This is a genomic window from Sorangium sp. So ce1335, assembly GCF_051521615.1.
Taxonomy (GTDB): domain Bacteria; phylum Myxococcota_A; class Polyangia; order Polyangiales; family Polyangiaceae; genus Sorangium.
On sequence record NZ_CP150363.1, the window covers coordinates 3578463 to 3596858 of the forward strand.

Below are 18396 nucleotides of genomic sequence, written 5' to 3' on the forward strand. Positions count from 1 at the left end.
GTGCCCGCCGCGCGACCCAGGACCATTGCGCCCGCACCGACGCGGGCGCGATCGCGGCCGCCCCGACGGCCGCGCAAGACAGGCTGTTCGCGCGCTCGGGGGCGCGCACGCACGACAGGCACGTTCGACAAGGAGAATGCAACATGATGACCGAGATCGCCGAGAAGCTCCGCACCGTGAAGACCGTTGTCGGCACCATCGAGAAGCAGTTCGGGAAAGGGGCGATCATGGCCTTGAATGACGAGAGCGAGACGAGGGACATCGGCCTCATCCGGAGCGGCTCGCTGTCGCTCGACGCGGCGCTCGGGATCGGCGGCTACCCGCGCGGGCGCATCGTGGAGATCTACGGCCCGGAGTCGTCGGGCAAGACGACGCTGACGCTCCACGCGATGCGGGAGGCGCAGCGGACCGGCGGCGTCGCCGCGTTCATCGACGCCGAGCACGCGTTCGACGTCACGTACGCGCGCTCGATCGGCGTCGACATCGACCGGCTGCTCGTCTCGCAGCCGGACAACGGCGAGCAGGCGCTCGAGATCGTCGAGACGCTCGCGCGCTCGAGCGCCGTCGACGTGATCGTCGTCGACTCGGTGGCTGCGCTCACGCCCAAGGCCGAGATCGAGGGCGACATGGGCGAGTCGCACATGGGCCTCCAGGCGCGGCTGATGAGCCAGGCGCTCCGCAAGCTCACGGGGATATGCCACCGCACCGACACGACGCTCATCTTCATCAACCAGCTCCGGCAGAAGATCGGCGTCGTCTTCGGCAACCCCGAGGTGACCACCGGCGGCAACGCGCTGAAGTTCTACGCGAGCGTGCGCCTCGACGTGCGCCGCGTGGGGCCGGTGAAGGTGAGCGACGAGGCCATAGGGTCGAGGACGCGCGTCAAGGTGGTCAAGAACAAGCTGGCTCCACCCTTCCGAGAGGCCGAGTTCGACATCCGCTGGGGCTCGGGCATCGACAGCGCGGCGGATCTCATCGACTTCGCCTGCCAGCTCGGCGTGGTGGAGAAGAGCGGCGCGCACCTGTCGTTCGGCGGCGAGCACATCGGGCAGGGGAGGGAGCGCGCCCGCGAGGCGCTGATCGGCAAGCCGACGCTCGCCACGTCGCTCCGCGCGGCGGTCGACGCGGCGGCGCCGGCGCGGCCCGGGGGCGGCGCGGCGATGGATTCCTGAGAGAGAGCCGGGAGAGGGCGAGTCCGGCGACGGGGCGCCGCCGGACCCGCTCCTCGTCTTCCACGACGACATGGCGCCTCACGAGGAGCGACGCACCACAGCAGGCAAACCTGGAGAAGAGCACGAACGACAGCAGACGGTACACACGACACCGACGACAGCAAATGACGACAGAAGACGACACTCATCGCAGGGAGCACATCATGAACGAAGGTCTGAACAAGGTGATTCTCATGGGCAACCTCGGGTCCGATCCGGAGCTGCGCTACACCGGCAACGGCACGCCGGTGCTCCAGCTCCGGATGGCGACGAACGAGTCGTTCGTCGACAAGAACAAGGAGCCCAAGGAGCGCACCGAGTGGCACAACATCGTGTTCTGGGGGCCGCGCGCCGAGGCGCTCGCGAAGGTCCTGACCAAGGGGGACGGCGTGCTCATCGAGGGCGGGCTGCGCACGTCGAGCTACGAAAAGGACGGGATCCGCCGCTACCGCACCGAGGTGATCGCGCGGGATCTCCGCTTCACCGGGCGCCGCGCCCTCGGGCAGCCGCCGCCGGGGCTGGAGGACGACGGCGAGGCGACGCAGCCCGGGGCGGGGGTGCCGACCACCGCGCGGCTCGGGAAGAACGGCGCCCGCGGGCGGCCGCCGGAGGTGCCTGTGCTGGATGAGCTGCCGTACTGATCGCCAGGCCGGCGCGAGCGAGGCGGCGGCCCGGAGCCGCCTCGCGGCGCGCCGCGCCCGCCTCGCGGCGCGCCGCGCCCGCCGCGCGGGCTTTCCTCGCCACGCGGGCTTCCCCTCTCGTTCGACCTCGACCCCTCGCGCGGCCCCGCCGGCCTCCGGCTACCCGGGCTTGCGGTACCGCGCCACCAGGATCGTGATGTCGTCGTCCAGGCACGGGCACCAGCCCTCGACCGCCCCGAGGATGCGATCGCGGATCACCTCCACGGGGGCGGACTGCGACGCTTCGACGGTGGCGCAGAGCCGGTCCAGCCCGAACTGCTCGTGATGCTCGTTGCGTGCCTCGGTCACGCCGTCGCTGTAGAGCACGAGGACGTCTCCGTCCTCCAGCACGAGCTCGGCGTCCCGCGTCATCGCGTCGATCTCGGGCAGCACGCCGATGAACACCCCGCTCGTCGGGATCGTCGCGCAGCGCCTCGTGCGCGGCGAGCAGACGAGGATGTCCTCGTGCGCGCCGGCGAACGTCACGCGGCCGTCGCGTGTGTACCGCATGAGCAGCAGCGTCGCGTGCTCGTCCCGCTTCATGCGGTCGCGGACGTTCTTGTACACCGCCCGGTTGACCGCGCACACGATCCCGCGCGGGCCCGCCGCCGCGGGGCTCGACGCCATCACCGACACCATGCTCTGGATCATCAGCATGATGAGCCCCGCCGCGAGCCCGTGCCCCGCCACGTCGCCGATCCCGATCCAGCCCCCGTCCGGCGTCGCGATCACATCGTAGTAGTCGCCGCCGACCTCGGCGGCCGGCTTCATCATCGCGCAGAGCTCGAGCCCCTCGACCGAGATCTGCTCTGGCACCAGCGTCGTCTGGATGCGCGCCGCCACGCGGCTCTCCTCGCGGACCTTCTCCTGCTCGATCCGCTCGCGCAGCTCCACCTGCCGCACCACCTCTCGGTGCAGCGTCGCCACCTTCACCGCCGAGCCGAGCTGGAGGCGCAACGCGTCGTAGATCATCTCGTTCGGCTGGCCGTCGACCACCGCGAGGCCGAACTTCTCGACCCCGCCGAATGCGATCGGGAACGTGATCACGCTCCAGCGCTCCTCGCCGCTCAGGAACCCCGGGGGCGCGAGGTGGTGCGCCGGGAAGCTCACGGGCGGCACCTCCACCTCGCGGCCGTCCTCCATCCAGAAGAACAGCCTCATGGTGGAGCACGCCGCGTCGTCGAAGAGCGACACGGCGACGCGCGAGAACTGGAGCTTCGGCAGATCCGCCGCCAGCGTGGACCGGAGCACCGGCAGGCTCAGGCACGTGGAGAAGTGCCTCATCCCATAGTTGACGTCGATCGCGGCGAGCTCCACCTTGAGCCGCTGCTCCCCCTCGACATGCACGGACGCGCCTCCGATGGCGATCCGGGAAGCGTGCCAGATCTGCTCCAGCGTCTCGTTCAGAGCGGCGTCGCCGCCCTGCTCCGCCGCCCTCTGGAGCCGCGCGCGCAGGAGCGAGATCACGGACTGGAACTGCTCGAGGAGCACCCCCTCGCGCCGGGCCGCGTCGAGGAGCTCCTCGAGCCCACGCAGGAAACGGCCCCTGTCCCCGGCGAGCTCTTCTTCCAGCGCCGAGAGCAACGTGTCCGCCCATCCGTCGAGCGAGCGGGCCGAGATCGTGACCGCCTGCGCGAGCGCGCGCTCCAGCGACGCCCGCTGCCCGGCGAGCGAGCTCGGACCGCTCCACGCGGCGGCCCCCGGAGGGAGAAGCAGGGGGCCCGCCTGGCGCCCGCAGCCGCAGGACACGCGCCGCGTCAGCTCTACGCCCACCAGCCGGAGCACCGGGACAGGCTCGCCCTCGATCATCTGGAGGACCGTCTCCACGGCGAGCCCCGCGATCTCCTTGGTGGGCTGGCGAACGGTGGAGAGCGACGGCTTGGTGAAGCGCGCCGTGCGGATGTCGTCGAAGCCGCACACCAGGACGTCGCCGGGCACGTCGATGCCCCGCTCCTTGAGCAGGTCGATCGCGCCGAGCGCCATGCAGTCGTTGGCGGCGACGATGGCGTCGAAATCGACCCCACGATCCAGGAGCTCGCGGATCGCGGCGCGCCCGCTGCCCACCGTGAACGCGCCGGACACGAAGAGGCGCTCATCGTGAGCAATGGAGCGCGCCGCGAGCGCCCTCCGGTAGCCGCCGGCGCGGAGGAGCGCCTCTTCGTTGTTCGCGGGGCCACTGATGTACGCGATCCTCCTGCACCCGTGCTCGTCGACCAGGTGCAGGACCGAGATCTCGGTCCCGAGGGCGTTGTCGACCATGAGGCTCGGGATATCGTCTATCGCCATCCCGATGCTGCAGAGCGGCAACGACGAAGACCGGCAGAACTCCCGCACGGCGTCGATGCTGGCGAGATGGCAAAGGGTCGACGAAGCGACGATGATGCCGTCGACGATCTCCGAACCGATGATGTGGTAGAGGCTCCTCCGGGCCGCATCGGTCGACCCGGGCAGGGGGATCTGCTCTCCGAACGCGAACGCGATCAGGAGGTTGACGTCGTGCGCCTCGGCGGCGCGCTCGATGCCGGACCGCACCTCCGACTGGTAGTCGCCCGCCATGTTGTCGATCAACAGGGCGATTGTCGGGCGCCTACGCGTCATGGCCTGCGGCTCATCGCGCAGGAGCTCGCCGCGCGCCGCGGAACGGCGGCGCAGAGCCGCCCGCCCTCCACGGACGCTTTGCAGGGACGCCGCGAGGCCTCCTGTCTCGATCCGAACGTTGACATGAGCACAGCATCGTACGCCGTTCTTCGACCGGAGCCAACGCTTCTGTTCACCCCGGTGACCATGAGCACTTCTTCGCACGCCGGCGGCGCACCACCACGCGGCTGAGTGCGTCTCGCCAAGCACGGATATGTCGCGCCGCTGGGATTGACACCTCCGATGTGTTCGGATCTCATCCTCGCGCATGATGCGCGAACAGTTCGGACACGCTGGGGGCTTGGGCGCCGGGCGCAAGCTGGGTTTCATTCTGGGGCTCGTCCTCGTCGCGGCCTGCGGTCAGCAGGTGCGGAGCTTCGAGTCCTCGTCGAGCTCCGGAGACGTGAGCAGCGCCACGGGCACGGGGGGCGGCGCTCCGGGCAGCGGCGGGGGCGGCGGTCCCGAGGGCAGCGGAGGCGGCGGCGCGACAGGCGGGAGCGGGGCTGGCGGCGCTGGTGCCGGGGGTGAAGCCACGTCGCCCCAGTGGGGTACGTTCGAGCGGGTCGGTCATGACGACCTCTCCAATCAGGTCTCGAATTTCTTCCCGCAGATCGCTGTCTCGGCCAACGGCGACGCGCTGCTCGTGTTCTATGACCAGGACACCGTCTGGGCGCGCCGCTATGTCAAGGAGAGCGACAGCTGGGACTCGCTTGTGCAGATCAACGACGCGGCCTCGCGCGGCGTGAACGCCACGGTCGCCATCGACGCCGACGGCGACGGGGTGGTCGTCTGGTATTCGAACTCGGTGGGCGGCGCCGTGTTCGCCAGGCGGTTCACCGCGTCGCTCGGATGGCCCGCCGGGTGGGGCGCCATCGAGACCGTCGCCGCGGGCACCCCGGGGATGTTGCGACAGTCGACGTCGGTCGCGATGACCCCCGCCGGCCATGCCGCCGTGGGGATCGACGTGTCCACCGCCGACCACGCGACGAGCGAGGGCTACGTGGCCATCTACGAGGTCGGGCAGGGCTGGCGGACACCGGTGAAGGTGTCGGGGAGCACCACGAGCTGCAGCAGCATGGCTGTCGGCGTCTCCACCGTGGGCACGACGCTGCGCGCCGTGGCAGCGTGGTTCCAGTCGGACGACGAGCGCCTCAACGTGATGGGCAACGTGGTCACGCACGATCTGACGACGCACGACGGCAGTACGGGGACCCCGCAGGCGCTGGAGGCTGATGACACGCTCGACCACCTGAGCCCGCGCGTCGTGATGGACGGCAACGGGAACGCGATGGTCGTCTTCCTCCAGCGCGGCTCGACCGGCTCGGAGTCGCACGTGATCGCCAATCGCTATTCAGGGGGCGCGTGGACCGGCGCGACCGGCGTGGATACCGCGGGCGAGCACGCGAGCGGCTATTCGGTCGCGATGAACGCGGAGGGGCAGGGGGTCGTCGTGTTCCGGCAGTGCGGCGCCGCCTGCGCGATCTGGGCGCGGCGCTTCTCGGCGACGAGCTTCCAGCCAGCCGACAAGCTCTCGATCGACGAGGACAGCGTGACGAGCCCCGATGTCGCCGTGGATGGGGCCGGGCGTGCGCTCGCCGTGTGGGGACAGGACGCCGCCGCCGTCCAGTCGATCTTTGCCAGCGAGCTGTCGCCGGCGCTGGGATGGACGGAGGCCCACGCGCTGGAGGACGACAACGCTGCCGAGCACTGGCAGCCGGCGGTGGCCTTCGGTCCGAACGGGACCGGGATCGCCGCGTGGGTTCGCGAGACGACGACCGACAGCGACATGCGTCGCTCGATCTTCGCCGAGGTTTACAGACACTGAGGACCGACGATGAGGCTCTGCCAGCCGCCGCCGGGGCTGGAGGACGACGGCGAGGCGACGCAACCCGGGCGGCGGCGTCGAGCACCGCGCAGCTCGGGAAGAACGGCGCGTCGAAGGGGCCTCCGGAGGCGCCCGTGCTGGACGAGCTGCCGTACCGAGGCGGCCAGGCGGATTGAGGAGCGCTGGAGTGCGAGGCGTCCGTCCGAGGCCGCCTCGCGGGCTCCCCGAGCCGGCGTCCCGCCGCCGCTCACGTCGCGAGGCGCGTCGACGGCCGGGGACTCGCCCCGCGCCAGGCCGTGCCCCTCGGGGCCGCCATCTGCCGCAGCGCCCTCTCCCCGACCGCCCTCGCTGACCGCGCGGCTCGTTGCCGCACTCCTCCCGATGCATTGAGCGCGGCTGTGCCCTCTCTGGGCGGGCCCTCCGCGGCCCCGCTCCCGCTGCGCAACTCCGTTCCAGCACCCAGCGTGTGGCGTGCTGCTGGATTCCAGCAGTACGGGTCGCCAGGAACGACCGCGCCACGTGCTCATCCGTCGTCCGTGGCGACCGTGGCGCGCGGCGTCAGCCGCGTGACGGCGGAGTCGCGTGACGGCGGAGTCGCGTGACGGCGGAGTCGATGAGTCGATGCGTCCGTCGAGCGGTGGACACTGTCCGGCAGTGCCGTCGGAAGAGCTCTTGTGTCCCACATGACCCCATGAAAATGAATCGTTGACTCGCGTCGTGTTCGAAGTGTGTTGACGGAAGCCGTGTATGGACAGTAAACATCGGATGCTAGGCTCGACGCGACCAGGTGCGATTCCCTCGCTGTACACGATCGTCCTCCTTAACCGAATCTGCTCGGCCTGCGGAACGGCAACGTGGTAACCGTCAACCGAGGTACTTCATGCTCAGCAATGTGGCTCGTTTCCTGATGGTGTCTGCTGCTGCTTCTCTCGTCGCCCTGGGCGCTACCCGCGCGGAGGCCGACGAGACGTGCGGAGAGGACGACCTCCCTCTCGATCTCCCCTCCGTCATCCATGCCGGCGCGCTCAGCGTCGTCGCCAGCAACCCTGCGATGGGGAACGGCGCCGTGCTCTTCTCGCTGGTCCAGAAGAACGAGCTCTGGGATCACGGGGACGCGAATGTGGAAGAGGAATGGGACGAGGACGATCTCGATTTCATCTGGGGCTCGATCAGCCCGAGCTCGGAGCAGTACTATGACGCATTCACCGATCCGGCGAAGGCGCCGGCCGGTGGCATCGATGTAACGCTCATCTCGAACGTCGCCCAGCTCGCTGCGGGTGACGTGCTCGTCCTCGACAAGACGATGACGTACTCAGGGCACCTCGCGATCATCAACGGCCCGGCGCAGGAGCTCACGACGCAGCTGAATCCGAAATTCTCCCAGACGAGGCAGTGGGCGGTGCCCATCATCGACTCCACCGGCTCGAAGCATGGCTCATGCACCGCGACGAGCTTTGTCGACAGCCGGTGCGTCAACGGCGTGTTCACCCAGGGGCCGGGGACGGCGTGGATGCGTGTATACAGCGATCTCTCCGGAAATCTGCTGGGCCACACCTGGAGCGTCACCTCCTCCTCGACCGGCTACTACTCGCAGACGGAGCGGCCCTACGTGGTCGCGAGGCTGACGACGACCGAGTGCGCTGTGGGCCACGACGACCACCCGGAGCCGTGACCATCAGCGGCGCCCGCGCTCGCGGCGCCGCGGTCGCCGGGCGGTCCTGAGGGCGCCAGCGCTCTCGGGACCGCCCTCTCCCACCCCCGCTACCTACCGCATCCCCTGCCTCTGATTCGCCGCGGGCACGCGGCAGAGCTGGGCGATGCCCTTCCCGCTCAGCTTCTCGCGCGTCAGCTCGAACTGCGGCACGTACATGCAGAAGCGCCCGCCCTTCTCGGTCGCGATGCTCGCGCGGCGCGAGATCATCTCCTCGAGCTCCGAGCGGGACACGGCGGAGTCCGTCTTCAGCGTGTCGCTGACCCGCAGCTCCGGCGTGTTCGGGCAGCTCATCGAGGCGGACACCGTCAGGTTGGGCTTCACCTTCTCCTTGTCGGCGGCCCCTGGCCCGGCCTGGCTGTCGCCCTGGGTCCTTTCAGCCTGTGCCTGGCGGCCGGCCTGGTCCTGGCTGCCGCCCTGGGTCCTTCCAGCCTGATCCTGGCTGCCGGCCTGATCCTGGCTGCCGCCCTGGGGCTTTCCGGCCTGGGCGTGGCTGCCGGCCTGGTCCTGGCTGCCGCCCTGGGGCTTTCCGGCCTGGGCGTGGCTGCCCGCTTGCGCGCCGCCGGCCTGTGCCTGGCTTCCGCCTGTGTCCTGGCCGCGGCCCTGAGCGCCGCCGGCGTGGGCGTGCGCGTCGCTGCCGCCCTGCTGCGCGGCGCCGCCCGTCTGGCCCTGCGCGCCCGTGCCGCCGCGTCCCTGGCTGCCGCCGCCAGGCTGGCTGCCCGAGGGCTGCTGCGATTTGCCCGCCGCGGTCTGCTCGATCCGGCCGTTCACGGAGGCCGTGTACGTGCACCCGTCCTCGACCTGAAACGAGATCTGCTCGTGGAGCTTTATGGCCTGTTTCTTCTGGCCCTGCCCCTGTTGCTGCGCGCGCTGCCCGCCGCTCGCGCTGGCCTGGTCGCCCTGCTGCTTCGCGCTGCCGCCCTGCTGCGCGCTGCCGCCCTGCTGCGCGCTGCCGCCCTGCTGCGCGCTGCCGTGCGCGCCCCGCTGCTGCGCGCCGCCGCCCTGTGCGGCGCCCGGGGTGCCCGACTCTCGTTGCTGCGGCTGGCCCGTGCTGCCCGTTTGCGCGGCCGACAGCGCAGGCACGGCCGCGAGCGCGCCCATGGCGAGCGCGAGATGGATGTACCGACTCGATCTCATATTACCCCCACCGTGAGACCTGATTCAGGTCGTGTTCGCCGCCGCCGCGGGCCGAGCGCCCGCTCACGCGGCCTGATCCCAGACTTTCCTCGTCAGCGCGTCCTTGATCCATGCGAGGTGCCGCCGCTCGTCGTCGTAGTTGCGCTCGACGATCGCCCGCGCCTCGGTCGTGAGCCCCTCGTTCAACGCCGCCTGGTAAAGCCGGTTCGAGAGCTCCTCGTTGCCGCGCATCGCGAGGAGCGCGCTCTGGTCTCCCATGCTCGTGATCGCCGTGAACCCCTCGATGATCTTGCCCTTGAGGTCGCGGGTCTGCGCCGGGACGCCGCCGATCGACGACACGTGCGCGCTCAGATCCACCACGTGGCGCGCGTGGTCGTCCCGGAACCTCCCGAGCATCTCCCTGATCTGAGCGTGCTCGCACGCATCGATGGCCTGGTCGTACGAGGCGATCGCGTCGCGATCGAGCTGGATGAGGTCGTTGAGGACCTCGATGACGTCTCTCGCCATATCGACACTCCTTCCGGGGTCGCGCTGGGCACAGACCCCCGCGCCCACCACCTTGGGCCCTTGCGCAGGGACGCAAGCCATGCGCGACGCATCACGCCGCGGCCGCGGCCGCCTTCGTCGCGCTCGGCTCGACCGCCTCGCCGGGCCGAGCCCGGCAGCCGCGGCGGGCGGCCGCGGCGCCGCGGCCGTCCCGGGTTGCCGGACGGCCCCGGGTTGCCGGACGGCCCGGCAACCTCGACCTGGCACGGACCGTGAACCTCCGTCGGGAAACCCTGACGGCTTCCGTGCACCGGCGCTGCCCGCGTCGGCGCCACGGTGGAGATGGGATGTGCCCATGAAACGATCTCTTTGCCCCTCGATCCGCGCCGTGCTCGCGTTGCTCCTCGTCGCCGCCTCCACGGCGTGCGCCGAGGGGCTCGCGAACGCGCCCAGCATCAACCGCGAGTGGACCCCCGAGGACCGCGAGCAGGACGCCATCGCCAACGGCCCGGACTCGTGCCCGCGCGAGGGCCAGGATCCGCTCGCGCCCCCAGGAGAGCAGCGCGCCATCTGCCCGCGACCCCCGGCACCGACGATGCCCAATTTCGCCGCCTCGCCCTGACAGCGCGGCTCCCCGAACACCTTGGACATGCTCGCCATGGACACCTTCGGGGGCTTCGTGAGCAGGCCAGTCGAGACGCCCTCCGGCGCCGGCGCGGTCGCGCCTGGCGCGAGGAAGGCAGATTGTCCCGGCATGAGGCGATGTGCCTCATGCATGCACCGGGTGTCCCCGGCCGCCACGCCGGCGCCCCCGGCCGCCACGCCGGCGCCCCCGGCCGCCACGCCGGCGCACCCGCCCGCTACGGATCCGGCGCGCCGGCCTCCGCCGCCGCCGCGCCTGCCGCGGCGGGGCGGCTCAGCGGCTCGCTGGGCGGGCGCTCGCAGGCGCCGGCGAGGGCCGCGCCCGTCGCCGGCTGGCCGAGCCGGCGATGCTGCGGCGCGATCGGGATCGTGATGGGCTCCTCGATGAGCTCCGGCTCGAGCGCGCCGCCGGCGGGGACGAACCACGGCTCACCGGGCTTGCGCTCCTCGGCCACCTTCCACGCGCGCGGCACCTTCCTCAGCCCGACGGGGTAGAACGTGAGCCCCCCGGGGTGGACGTGGATGCGCAGGAAGTTCTTGTAGTCCTCGATCCGGAGCGCCGAGAACGCCTCGTTGCCGTGCCGCCGCGCGACGTTGAGCGACAGGAGGAGATAGACGCCCATGAGCGTCGACCCGACCACGGCGCCGGTCACGCCGACGAAGAGCGCCACGCCGACGATGCTCCCCAGGCAGGAGAGGTTCTGCACGTCGACGTCGAGCAGCGCGCCGCCGAGGTAGGTGAGCCCCAGCGCGGCCCCGAGGTGCGCGGAGGCGTGGAGCGAGCCGGCGAGGCGGCGATACCAGACCCGGTGCGTGTCGGTGAAGAAGATGAACAGGAGCAGGACGACGAGCACCCACGCCACCGCGCCCGGCCCGGGCCGCGGCAGCGTCAGGGAAGAGAGCATGTAGACGAAGGCGGCCGCGGGCCAGAAGCCGAGGTTGTACCGGGCGAAGAGGAGGTTACGCCAGGCGAGCCGGCGCGACTCCCACACCGACGGGAACGACGCCTTCAGCGTGTAGGGCCGCTGGTCCGCGCCTGCGCCGGAGCGGACCTCCGCGACCGGCTCGCCGTGGGTCGGGTGGAGGAACGCGCCGCCGCCGCCCGCGGTGATGTTCTGCCGGCCGTCCGCCGACTCGTGGCGGCGATAATGGTGCAGGTCTCCGGCGATGCGCGCGACGACCTCGACCCCGGGCCGCGCGTCGGCGAGCTGCTTCTCGAAGAACGCGAGGTTGCTCTGGAGATCGGGGTTGTAGATGGCGCCCTTCACCCAGTCGGGCTCGGCGGTGCAGAGCACCACGCGGTCGCCGTCGCGCATCTCGTGCCGCGCCAGCCTGCAGAAATACTCGATCTGCGGCTGGTCGATGTCGGCCTCGAGGTGGATGTCCACGCCGAGCAGCCAGAAGCCGTGGGGGAGCTTCAGCGCGAAGTAGCTCCGCGACTGGTGCGTCTTCCACGCGCCGAGCGTGCGCTTCTGGCCGAACAGGCGCATGAAGCTCGTCAGCCCGTCGTACCAGTCGTGGTTGCCGGGGATCGCGAACAGGTGCGGGACGTCCTTCAGCTCGGCCTTCGGGAGCGCGGCCGCATAAGGCTCCACGAGGCGCGTCCAGTACGCCTGCCGCGTGGCCGAGGGGTACACCTGGTCCCCGCCCATGATCAGCACCTCTCCGCGCCTCGTCTCCCGCCCGCCGAGCGAGAGCGACGGCCGGGCGAGCAGGCTCGCGATCGCGTACGTCGGGTTGAAGCCGTCGCCCGTGTCCGCCACGTAGTCGAGCCAGAGCTCGTCGCGCGCGGCGCCGTTGAGGACGGCATAGTCGAAGGGCGGCTGGGGCCCGGCGATCGCCTCGAGGAGCCGGAAGTCGCCGCGCGCGCCCATCAGGCGGGAGACGGTCATGTCGAGCGCGGTGCGGGCGAGCTGGAACGGGCTGTACCAGCACGTCATGATGTTCTGCTGGAGCGCCTCGAGCCGCTCACGCGCCGAGCGGTCGGTCCTCCGATCGGTCATCCATTCCCTCCCGTCACGCAAGGTTATCACCGCTCGAGCGCCGCGTCGCCTCGGCCCGGTGGACTTTCACCGTGCGAGGCGCCGTAGTAGGCACTCTCTCCATGCAATTCCACGTGGGCAGGTTGATCGATCATGTTCATCTCCGCGTCGCCGACCTGGAGCGGAGCAAGCGTTTCTACCGCGCGGTGCTGCAGGCGCTCGGGCGCGACCTGAGCCGGGAGGGGCCGGGGTACTTTTCCGCGGACGAGCTGTTCGTCTCGCCGAGCGACGGCGAGCCGGTGTCGCGCGTGCACCTCGCCTTCCAGACGGCGGATCGGGAGCAGGTGCACCGCTTCCACGAGGCGGCGCTCGCCGCGGGAGGCCGCGACAACGGCGCTCCCGGGGAGCGGCAGTACCACCCGGGGTATTACGCGGCGTTCGTGCTCGATCCGGACGGGAACAACATCGAGGCCGTCCACCATGGGCCGTCGCAGCGGTCGGCGGCGTCGGTCGTGATCACGCCGGGGCCCTGAGGGGCCGCGCTCACGCGCCGTCCTTGAGGCAGCCGGCGAGCTCGCTGAGGAGCTTGTCGGTGGCCTCCAGCCCGCTCGTGAACGCCTCGCCGTCCCTCGCGCGGCGGGTGAGCCGCATGTCGGGCGAGAGCCGGTAGGGCGAGGCCTTGGGCTGCACCAGCCGCAGCACCTTGGCGTGATCGAGCGGGGTGTCCTCGCGCAGGTGCAGCGTGACCCCCTTGGCGCTCGCCTCGCACGCGAGCGCCTTCAGCCGGCGCAGCTCGGTCTTGAGCCGCATGAGGTGCACGAACCGCCGCGCCTCGATGGGCGGCGGGCCGAAGCGGTCCTCCATCTCGACGGCGAGATCCTGGACGTCCTCGGCCGTGCCCGCGCCGGCGAGCCGCTTGTAGAGCGAGAGGCGTACGCCGACATCGGAAATATACTCCTCTGGCAGAAGGGCATCGGTGTCGAACGAGAGCTCGGGATCGACGTCGTGGACGACGGGCTCGCCGCGCAGCTCGTGGACGGCCTCGTCGAGCATCTGGCAGAAGAGCTCGAAGCCGACCTGGGCGACGGTGCCGCTCTGCTCGGCGCCGAGGAGGTCGCCGGAGCCGCGGAGCTCCAGGTCGAGCGAGGCGATCTGGAAGCCGGAGCCGAGCTCGGTGTGGCGCTCGAGGGCCTCGATGCGGGCGCGGGCCTCGTCGGTCATGGCGTTGGGGGGCGGGACGATGAGGTAGCAGTAGGCGCGCTCCTTGGAGCGGCCGACGCGGCCGCGGAGCTGGTAGAGCTGCGAGAGGCCGAACATGTCGGCGCGGTCGATGAGGATGGTGTTGGCGCGGGGGATGTCGAGGCCGCTCTCGATGATGGCGGTGGCGCAGAGGACGTCGTAGCGCCCCTCGACGAAGTCGAGCATGGCCTGCTCGAGGTTCTGCTCGCTCATCTGGCCGTGGGCGACGCAGATGCGGGCGGTCGGGACGAGCTCGGCGAGGCGGGCGGCGCGCTCGTAGAGGCCCTCGACGCGGTTGTAGACGTAGAAGACCTGGCCGCCACGGCCGAGCTCGCGGAGGACGGCCTCGCGGAGGACGGCCTCGTCGTGGCGCGTAACCACGGTGCGGATGGCGCGGCGGTCGACCGGGGGGGTGGTGATGATCGACATGTCGCGCAGGCCGGAGACCGCCATCTGGAGGGTGCGGGGGATGGGGGTGGCCGAGAGCGTGAGGACGTCGACGTTGGTCTTGAGGGCCTTGATGCGCTCCTTGTGGGTGACGCCGAAGCGCTGCTCCTCGTCGACGACGAGGAGGCCGAGGCGCTTGAAGTGGATGTCCTTGGAGAGGAGGCGGTGGGTGCCGATCACGACGTCGACGCTGCCGTCCCGGAGGCCGCGGGAGACCTCGTCCTGCTCCTGCTTCGTCTGGAAGCGGGACATGGCGCGGACCTCGATGGGGTAGGAGGCCATGCGGGACTTGAAGCTGAGGTAGTGCTGCTGCGCGAGCACCGTGGTTGGGCAGAGGACGGCGACCTGCCGACCGGCGTTCGCGGCGCGGAAGGCGGCGCGGATGGCAACCTCGGTCTTTCCGAACCCGACGTCGCCGCAGACGAGGCGGTCCATGGGGCGGCCGGACTCGAGGTCGGCCGCGACCTCGGTGATGGCCCGGGCCTGGTCGGGGGTCTCGTCGAAGGGGAAGGTGGCCTCGAAGGCGCGGTAGTCGTCGTCCGGGGGCGCGATGGGCTCGGCCGTTGCGGCGCGGCGCTCGGCGTAGAGGCGCAGGAGCTCGTCGGCCATCTTGCGGACGCTCTTCTCGACCCGCGCCTTCGTCTTGGCGAACGTCTGCCCGCCGAGCCGGTCGAGCTTGGGGGCGCCCTCACCGCCGCTGAATTTTTGAATCTGATTGAGGCGGTAGACGGGGAGGTAGAGCTTGTCGCCGCCGGCGTACTCGACGGCGATCAGATCGACCGTGGTTGAGCCGACCTGCTTGTGGACGAGGCCGAGGTACCGGCCAATGCCGTGGTCGACGTGGACGACGTAGTCGCCGACACCGAGGTTGCGGAGGTCCTCGAGGAAGGCCTGCGAGGGCTTCGTGGAGGACGCGGCGGCGCGGGCGGCGCGGCGGTGGGCGCGTGCGCCGAAGATCTCCTCCTCGGTGACGAGCGCGAGCCCCTCGGCCGGCGCGATGACGCCGCGTGCGAGCGAGCCGGCGACGACGAGGGCGGTGTCGCGCGGGGCGGCCGAGCTGCCGCCGTCGAGGAAGGCGGGGTCGAACGTACCCAGGTTGGCTTTCACGCGCACCTCGCGGTGGCGAAGCAGGGTGACGAGACGCTCAACCTGGGTCTGTGCGCGCGCAGCGATGAGTACGCGCAGGCCCGCTTCCTGCCACGCGATGACGCGTCGCACCAACGGGTCAAGGGCGCCGTGCTTTCCGCGTGACGTGCGGGCCGCCTTGATGGCGCGCTCGAGGTCCGACTGGTCGCGCGTGGCGAGCGAGGGGGCGTCTTCGGGGACGACCTCGAAGCGCTCCAGCGAGTCCTGATTTTCCACGGCGCCCTCGACCCCGGTCCGGTGCAGCGCAACCACGGTGCGGGCCCCGAGCCACGAGGCGACGCGCGCTTCCTCTTCGTAGAAGGCGTCGAGCGGGAAGTGCGGCTCGCGGTCTTTGTGGTTCCGGTCGGCAGCGGCGCGGCCGAGCTCGTCGCGCAGGGCGGCGGTGAGGGAGGCCGGATCCTCGAGCAGGACGAGCACGTCGTCGGGCAGGTACGCCGTGAAGGAGGCGAGGTCGACGTATGCCGGCAGGTAGCCCTCGGCCCCGAAGAAGGCGCGACCGCTCGCGACGTCGTCGACCAGGGCGCGCGCCTTCGACGAGGGGAAGTCGATGGCGTCGCAGGCGGCGCGGACGCGCTGGCGGGCGCGCTCGACGTTGTCCGAGGTGAGGATCGCCTCGCGCGCCGGCGGGAGCCAGACCTCCTTGACGTCGGCGACCGTGCGCTGGTCGTCGGGGTTGAAGGTCTTGATGGACGCGATGATGTCCCCGTAAAAGTCGATGCGCACTGGCAGCTCGGCGGACGGCGCCCAAACGTCGAGGAGGGCGCCGCGGACGGCGAACGACCCCGGATCCTCGACGAGAGGGCTGCGGACGTAGCCGGCGGCGCCGAGGCGGGCGGAGAGCGCGTCGCGGTCCATCTCCTGCTCGGCGATGACGAGCTCGGCGTGCTCGGTGACCTCGTCCCTCGGCACGACCTTGCGGGCGAGCGCGGCGATGGGGCAGACCAGGACCAACCACGGTAGGTCCATGCCGAGGTGGAAAAGCGTGGCGAGGCGGGTCTGGGCACCGCGGCGGTCCGGGTTGACGTCGGCGTAGGGGCTGGCCTCGTTGGGTATGTAGAGAAGGACGCGGCCGGCGGCGGTGGCGCCGGCGGCCTCGGCGTCGTCGGCGTCCCGGTCGGCGAGCAGGAACGAGGCATCGGCGGCCAGGGCGCGGGCGCTGTCGACGTCGGCGGTGATGGCGACGACGCGGCGACCGGGGGCGGCGGCGATGAGGCGACGGACCACGAGGGCGCCGGCCGAGCCTGCCGCGCCCGTCACGTGGAGCGTGCGAGGCGGCGAAGCGGCCAGCTCTGCGGCGACGTCCCTGGGCGTGACGACGCGGCGGTCCGTGGGCAGGTCGAACGACGGGAGCGGCTCGTGGTCGGCCGGCGCGGACGCAGGGGCGTCGGCGGCAGTGTCGTTCGAGGCGAGCTCTTCGAGGTTGCCCGCGAGCTCGCCCATGGTGGCGGTCAGCGGGGGGCTCGAGGCGGCGAGGAGAGGGCGGTCGGGAGGCATCGACGGAGCGCGGTCTAGCATGCGCGGCGCGAGCCGACCGTGGTGGAACGCGCGCGGACGAGCGGAGCGAATAGGGGCCGGACCTGGTCAAGGCGCCCGCACGCCCGCAGGGCCGCGCCCCGGCAGGACCGGGAGGCAGGTGGGGCCCAGGGGGGCCAAGACCCTTCGACCCGCCGGATACCCGACCGCGGAGACCGCGCGGAGACCCGCGGAGACCGGACCCTGGTTGCGCCGGATACCCCACCGCGGAGACCGGACCCTGGTTGCGCTGGCCGCTGACCGACCTCCGCGACCGCGCACCGGACCAGCCAGACCTCCACACCGTGGCCCTCCGCTCCGCGGCCCAGAACGTGACGATGTCAAGACTCAACCAGGCGTTAGCTTGGCCTGATTTGCGCCCATCATCGCCGCGAGTGCTCGCGATGCGCCTACGCCGCTTCGAGCTCTCCGCCATTGACGGCAACTCCGTGAAACACACGCATCCACCAAGTTCCAGCAGGAAAGACTGCGCTACGTACGCCTGCCCGCCAATGCTCTAGTGATTGCCTGTAGGCGGCACGAAAGGCACGCAGGGCGGCAATCGCATGCTTGTGTGCCTCTGTGCGCCCTCGGCCCACCGCGAACGTTGGATTGAGCTCACGAAGCGGCTCGATGCTCGTCGCGCGCTCGTAGGGTGAAACCTCGCGCGCGCGAGCGGCACCGAGGAAGTCGCGTTTCTTTCGGCGTGCATTTGCGCGAGCCTGGTCCTCGTGCTGCTTCAAGATGCGCGCGACCTCACGGCGAAATTCGTCGGCGTCACTGGTCTGTACGGATGGCGGAAGTGAGATCGGAAGTGCGGCACTCTCCGGCCACTGGGGATTCTTCGGGTTGAAATATGTTCCGGGGCGTTCTGCACGCAGCGTGCCGCTGCCGATCTCGTCTACGAGCACCTTCGCTCCTGGCCATTCGTGTGCGTGCTGTACGAGGCCAGCGATCGCTGGATTTGCGAGGGTGTAAGCTATCTTCTCCACCAGGGCGTCCCTTGTTGTCAGGTGTACCACGCTCGTCGCCCCGTGATCCCACACTGGGCCCTCCCACGCGCGCAGAACCTTGATGCCGAGCGCGACAAGTCGATGAAACTGTTGGAGAAATCGTGGTAGCTGGCCACGGGTGTCAGTGACAACGAGATGAAGGTGCGTGGACATCACGCACAGCGCGTGCACGAGAATTCCATGGCGGCGAGCTGATATGGCCAGGGTGTAAATTATGAGCCTTGTTGTGGCTGAATCGGGACGCAAGAGGAAGTGCCTTCGCAGGACGCGGCGCGTGAGGAGGTAGGTAGCGCCGGGGACGATTGCGCGGGGCTGACTCATGGTCGGAGGAGTTCCAAGCCCCGTGCCAGAGAGAAGGGATGTTGATTTCCTGGGATCTTGACGCGCTCATAGCGTTCGCACGGGTGGCGGCCGCCACCCCATCCGCCACTTCCGCCAGTCAATGTCGTCACGCTGCCGCCATCACTTGCCGGTCGCGCAACGCGCCAGGGTTGGGGCGCAGAGGGGCTGGGGCTCAACATGGGTCGGTTGCTTTCCGGCACCGACTGCCGACCGCGGACTGCGACCGTGGTTGTGACCCACCCCCGGCGCCGGACCGACCGTGGTCGCCGTACCGACCGTGGTTGCGCCGGACTGGACTGTGGGACTGGACCGGCCGTACCGACCGTGGTTGCGTTCGAGCGTTCGATCGATCGACCGTGGTTGCGATCGATCCAGCGATCGATCGA

12 protein-coding genes are annotated in these 18396 nt (G+C 70.6%); 6 read left to right on the forward strand and 6 right to left on the reverse strand.

Annotated features, from left to right (window positions below):
- Nucleotides 1-143 precede the first annotated feature (143 nt).
- Both recA and WMF24_RS13395 read left to right on the forward strand, forming a co-directional pair.
- Nucleotides 144-1172, forward strand: coding sequence for a recombinase RecA (recA, locus tag WMF24_RS13390; protein ID WP_437736775.1), 1029 nt, complete (start codon nt 144-146; stop codon nt 1170-1172).
- Nucleotides 1173-1375: 203 nt separating this feature from the next.
- A complete protein-coding gene (locus WMF24_RS13395) occupies nt 1376-1852 on the forward strand; it encodes a single-stranded DNA-binding protein (protein WP_437736776.1) in 477 nt (158 codons plus the stop codon).
- Nucleotides 1853-2011: 159 nt separating this feature from the next.
- Here WMF24_RS13395 and WMF24_RS13400 read toward each other — a convergent pair whose 3' ends face one another.
- Nucleotides 2012-4489, reverse strand: a complete 2478-nt coding sequence (locus WMF24_RS13400) for a SpoIIE family protein phosphatase (protein WP_437736777.1) — start codon at nt 4487-4489, stop codon at nt 2012-2014.
- Nucleotides 4490-4829: 340 nt separating this feature from the next.
- Between WMF24_RS13400 and WMF24_RS13405 the strand changes: the two genes are divergently transcribed.
- Together WMF24_RS13405 and WMF24_RS13410 are read left to right on the forward strand one after the other, a co-directional pair.
- The gene (locus WMF24_RS13405) at nt 4830-6353 is read left to right on the forward strand and encodes a hypothetical protein (RefSeq protein WP_437736778.1); all 1524 of its coding nucleotides are present in this window, start codon (nt 4830-4832) and stop codon (nt 6351-6353) included.
- 880 nt (nt 6354-7233) lie between these two features.
- Entirely contained in the window at nt 7234-8025 is a 792-nt protein-coding gene (locus tag WMF24_RS13410) for a hypothetical protein (protein ID WP_437736779.1), read from the forward strand.
- 93 nt (nt 8026-8118) lie between these two features.
- On the opposite strand, the gene WMF24_RS13415 is transcribed toward WMF24_RS13410, so the two are convergent.
- Both WMF24_RS13415 and WMF24_RS13420 read right to left on the reverse strand, forming a co-directional pair.
- Nucleotides 8119-9201: a hypothetical protein gene (locus WMF24_RS13415; RefSeq protein WP_437736780.1), complete on the reverse strand. Its 1083-nt coding sequence runs from the start codon at nt 9199-9201 to the stop codon at nt 8119-8121.
- Nucleotides 9202-9264: 63 nt separating this feature from the next.
- Nucleotides 9265-9708, reverse strand: coding sequence for a PA2169 family four-helix-bundle protein (locus tag WMF24_RS13420; RefSeq protein ID WP_437736781.1), 444 nt, complete (start codon nt 9706-9708; stop codon nt 9265-9267).
- 334 nt (nt 9709-10042) lie between these two features.
- On the opposite strand from WMF24_RS13420, the gene WMF24_RS13425 reads away from it, so the two are divergent.
- Nucleotides 10043-10309, forward strand: coding sequence for a hypothetical protein (locus WMF24_RS13425; RefSeq protein ID WP_437736782.1), 267 nt, complete (start codon nt 10043-10045; stop codon nt 10307-10309).
- 238 nt (nt 10310-10547) lie between these two features.
- On the opposite strand, the gene WMF24_RS13430 is transcribed toward WMF24_RS13425, so the two are convergent.
- Nucleotides 10548-12332 (reverse strand): metallophosphoesterase, encoded by a 1785-nt coding sequence (locus WMF24_RS13430; protein ID WP_437736783.1) that lies wholly within the window; start codon nt 12330-12332, stop codon nt 10548-10550.
- A gap of 101 nt (nt 12333-12433) precedes the next feature.
- Between WMF24_RS13430 and WMF24_RS13435 the strand changes: the two genes are divergently transcribed.
- Nucleotides 12434-12844 carry a VOC family protein gene (locus WMF24_RS13435; RefSeq protein WP_437736784.1) on the forward strand — a complete coding sequence of 137 codons (411 nt, stop codon included), beginning with the start codon at nt 12434-12436 and terminating at the stop codon, nt 12842-12844.
- Between the two features lie 10 nt (nt 12845-12854).
- Here WMF24_RS13435 and mfd read toward each other — a convergent pair whose 3' ends face one another.
- A complete protein-coding gene (gene mfd / locus WMF24_RS13440; protein ID WP_437736785.1) occupies nt 12855-16637 on the reverse strand; it encodes a transcription-repair coupling factor in 3783 nt (1260 codons plus the stop codon).
- 428 nt (nt 16638-17065) lie between these two features.
- Nucleotides 17066-17566 (reverse strand): hypothetical protein, encoded by a 501-nt coding sequence (locus WMF24_RS13445; RefSeq protein ID WP_437736786.1) that lies wholly within the window; start codon nt 17564-17566, stop codon nt 17066-17068.
- Between the last annotated feature and the right edge of the window lie 830 nt (nt 17567-18396).

Coding starts and splice junctions, on each gene's coding strand:
- recA (WP_437736775.1), top strand. CDS start 144: ATGATGACCGAGATCGCCGAGAAGCTCCGCACCGTGAAGACCGTTGTC.
- WMF24_RS13395 (WP_437736776.1), top strand. CDS start 1,376: ATGAACGAAGGTCTGAACAAGGTGATTCTCATGGGCAACCTCGGGTCC.
- WMF24_RS13400 (WP_437736777.1), bottom strand. CDS start 4,489: ATGACGCGTAGGCGCCCGACAATCGCCCTGTTGATCGACAACATGGCG.
- WMF24_RS13410 (WP_437736779.1), top strand. CDS start 7,234: ATGCTCAGCAATGTGGCTCGTTTCCTGATGGTGTCTGCTGCTGCTTCT.
- WMF24_RS13415 (WP_437736780.1), bottom strand. CDS start 9,201: ATGAGATCGAGTCGGTACATCCATCTCGCGCTCGCCATGGGCGCGCTC.
- WMF24_RS13420 (WP_437736781.1), bottom strand. CDS start 9,708: ATGGCGAGAGACGTCATCGAGGTCCTCAACGACCTCATCCAGCTCGAT.
- WMF24_RS13425 (WP_437736782.1), top strand. CDS start 10,043: ATGAAACGATCTCTTTGCCCCTCGATCCGCGCCGTGCTCGCGTTGCTC.
- WMF24_RS13430 (WP_437736783.1), bottom strand. CDS start 12,332: ATGACCGATCGGAGGACCGACCGCTCGGCGCGTGAGCGGCTCGAGGCG.
- WMF24_RS13435 (WP_437736784.1), top strand. CDS start 12,434: ATGCAATTCCACGTGGGCAGGTTGATCGATCATGTTCATCTCCGCGTC.
- mfd (WP_437736785.1), bottom strand. CDS start 16,637: ATGCCTCCCGACCGCCCTCTCCTCGCCGCCTCGAGCCCCCCGCTGACC.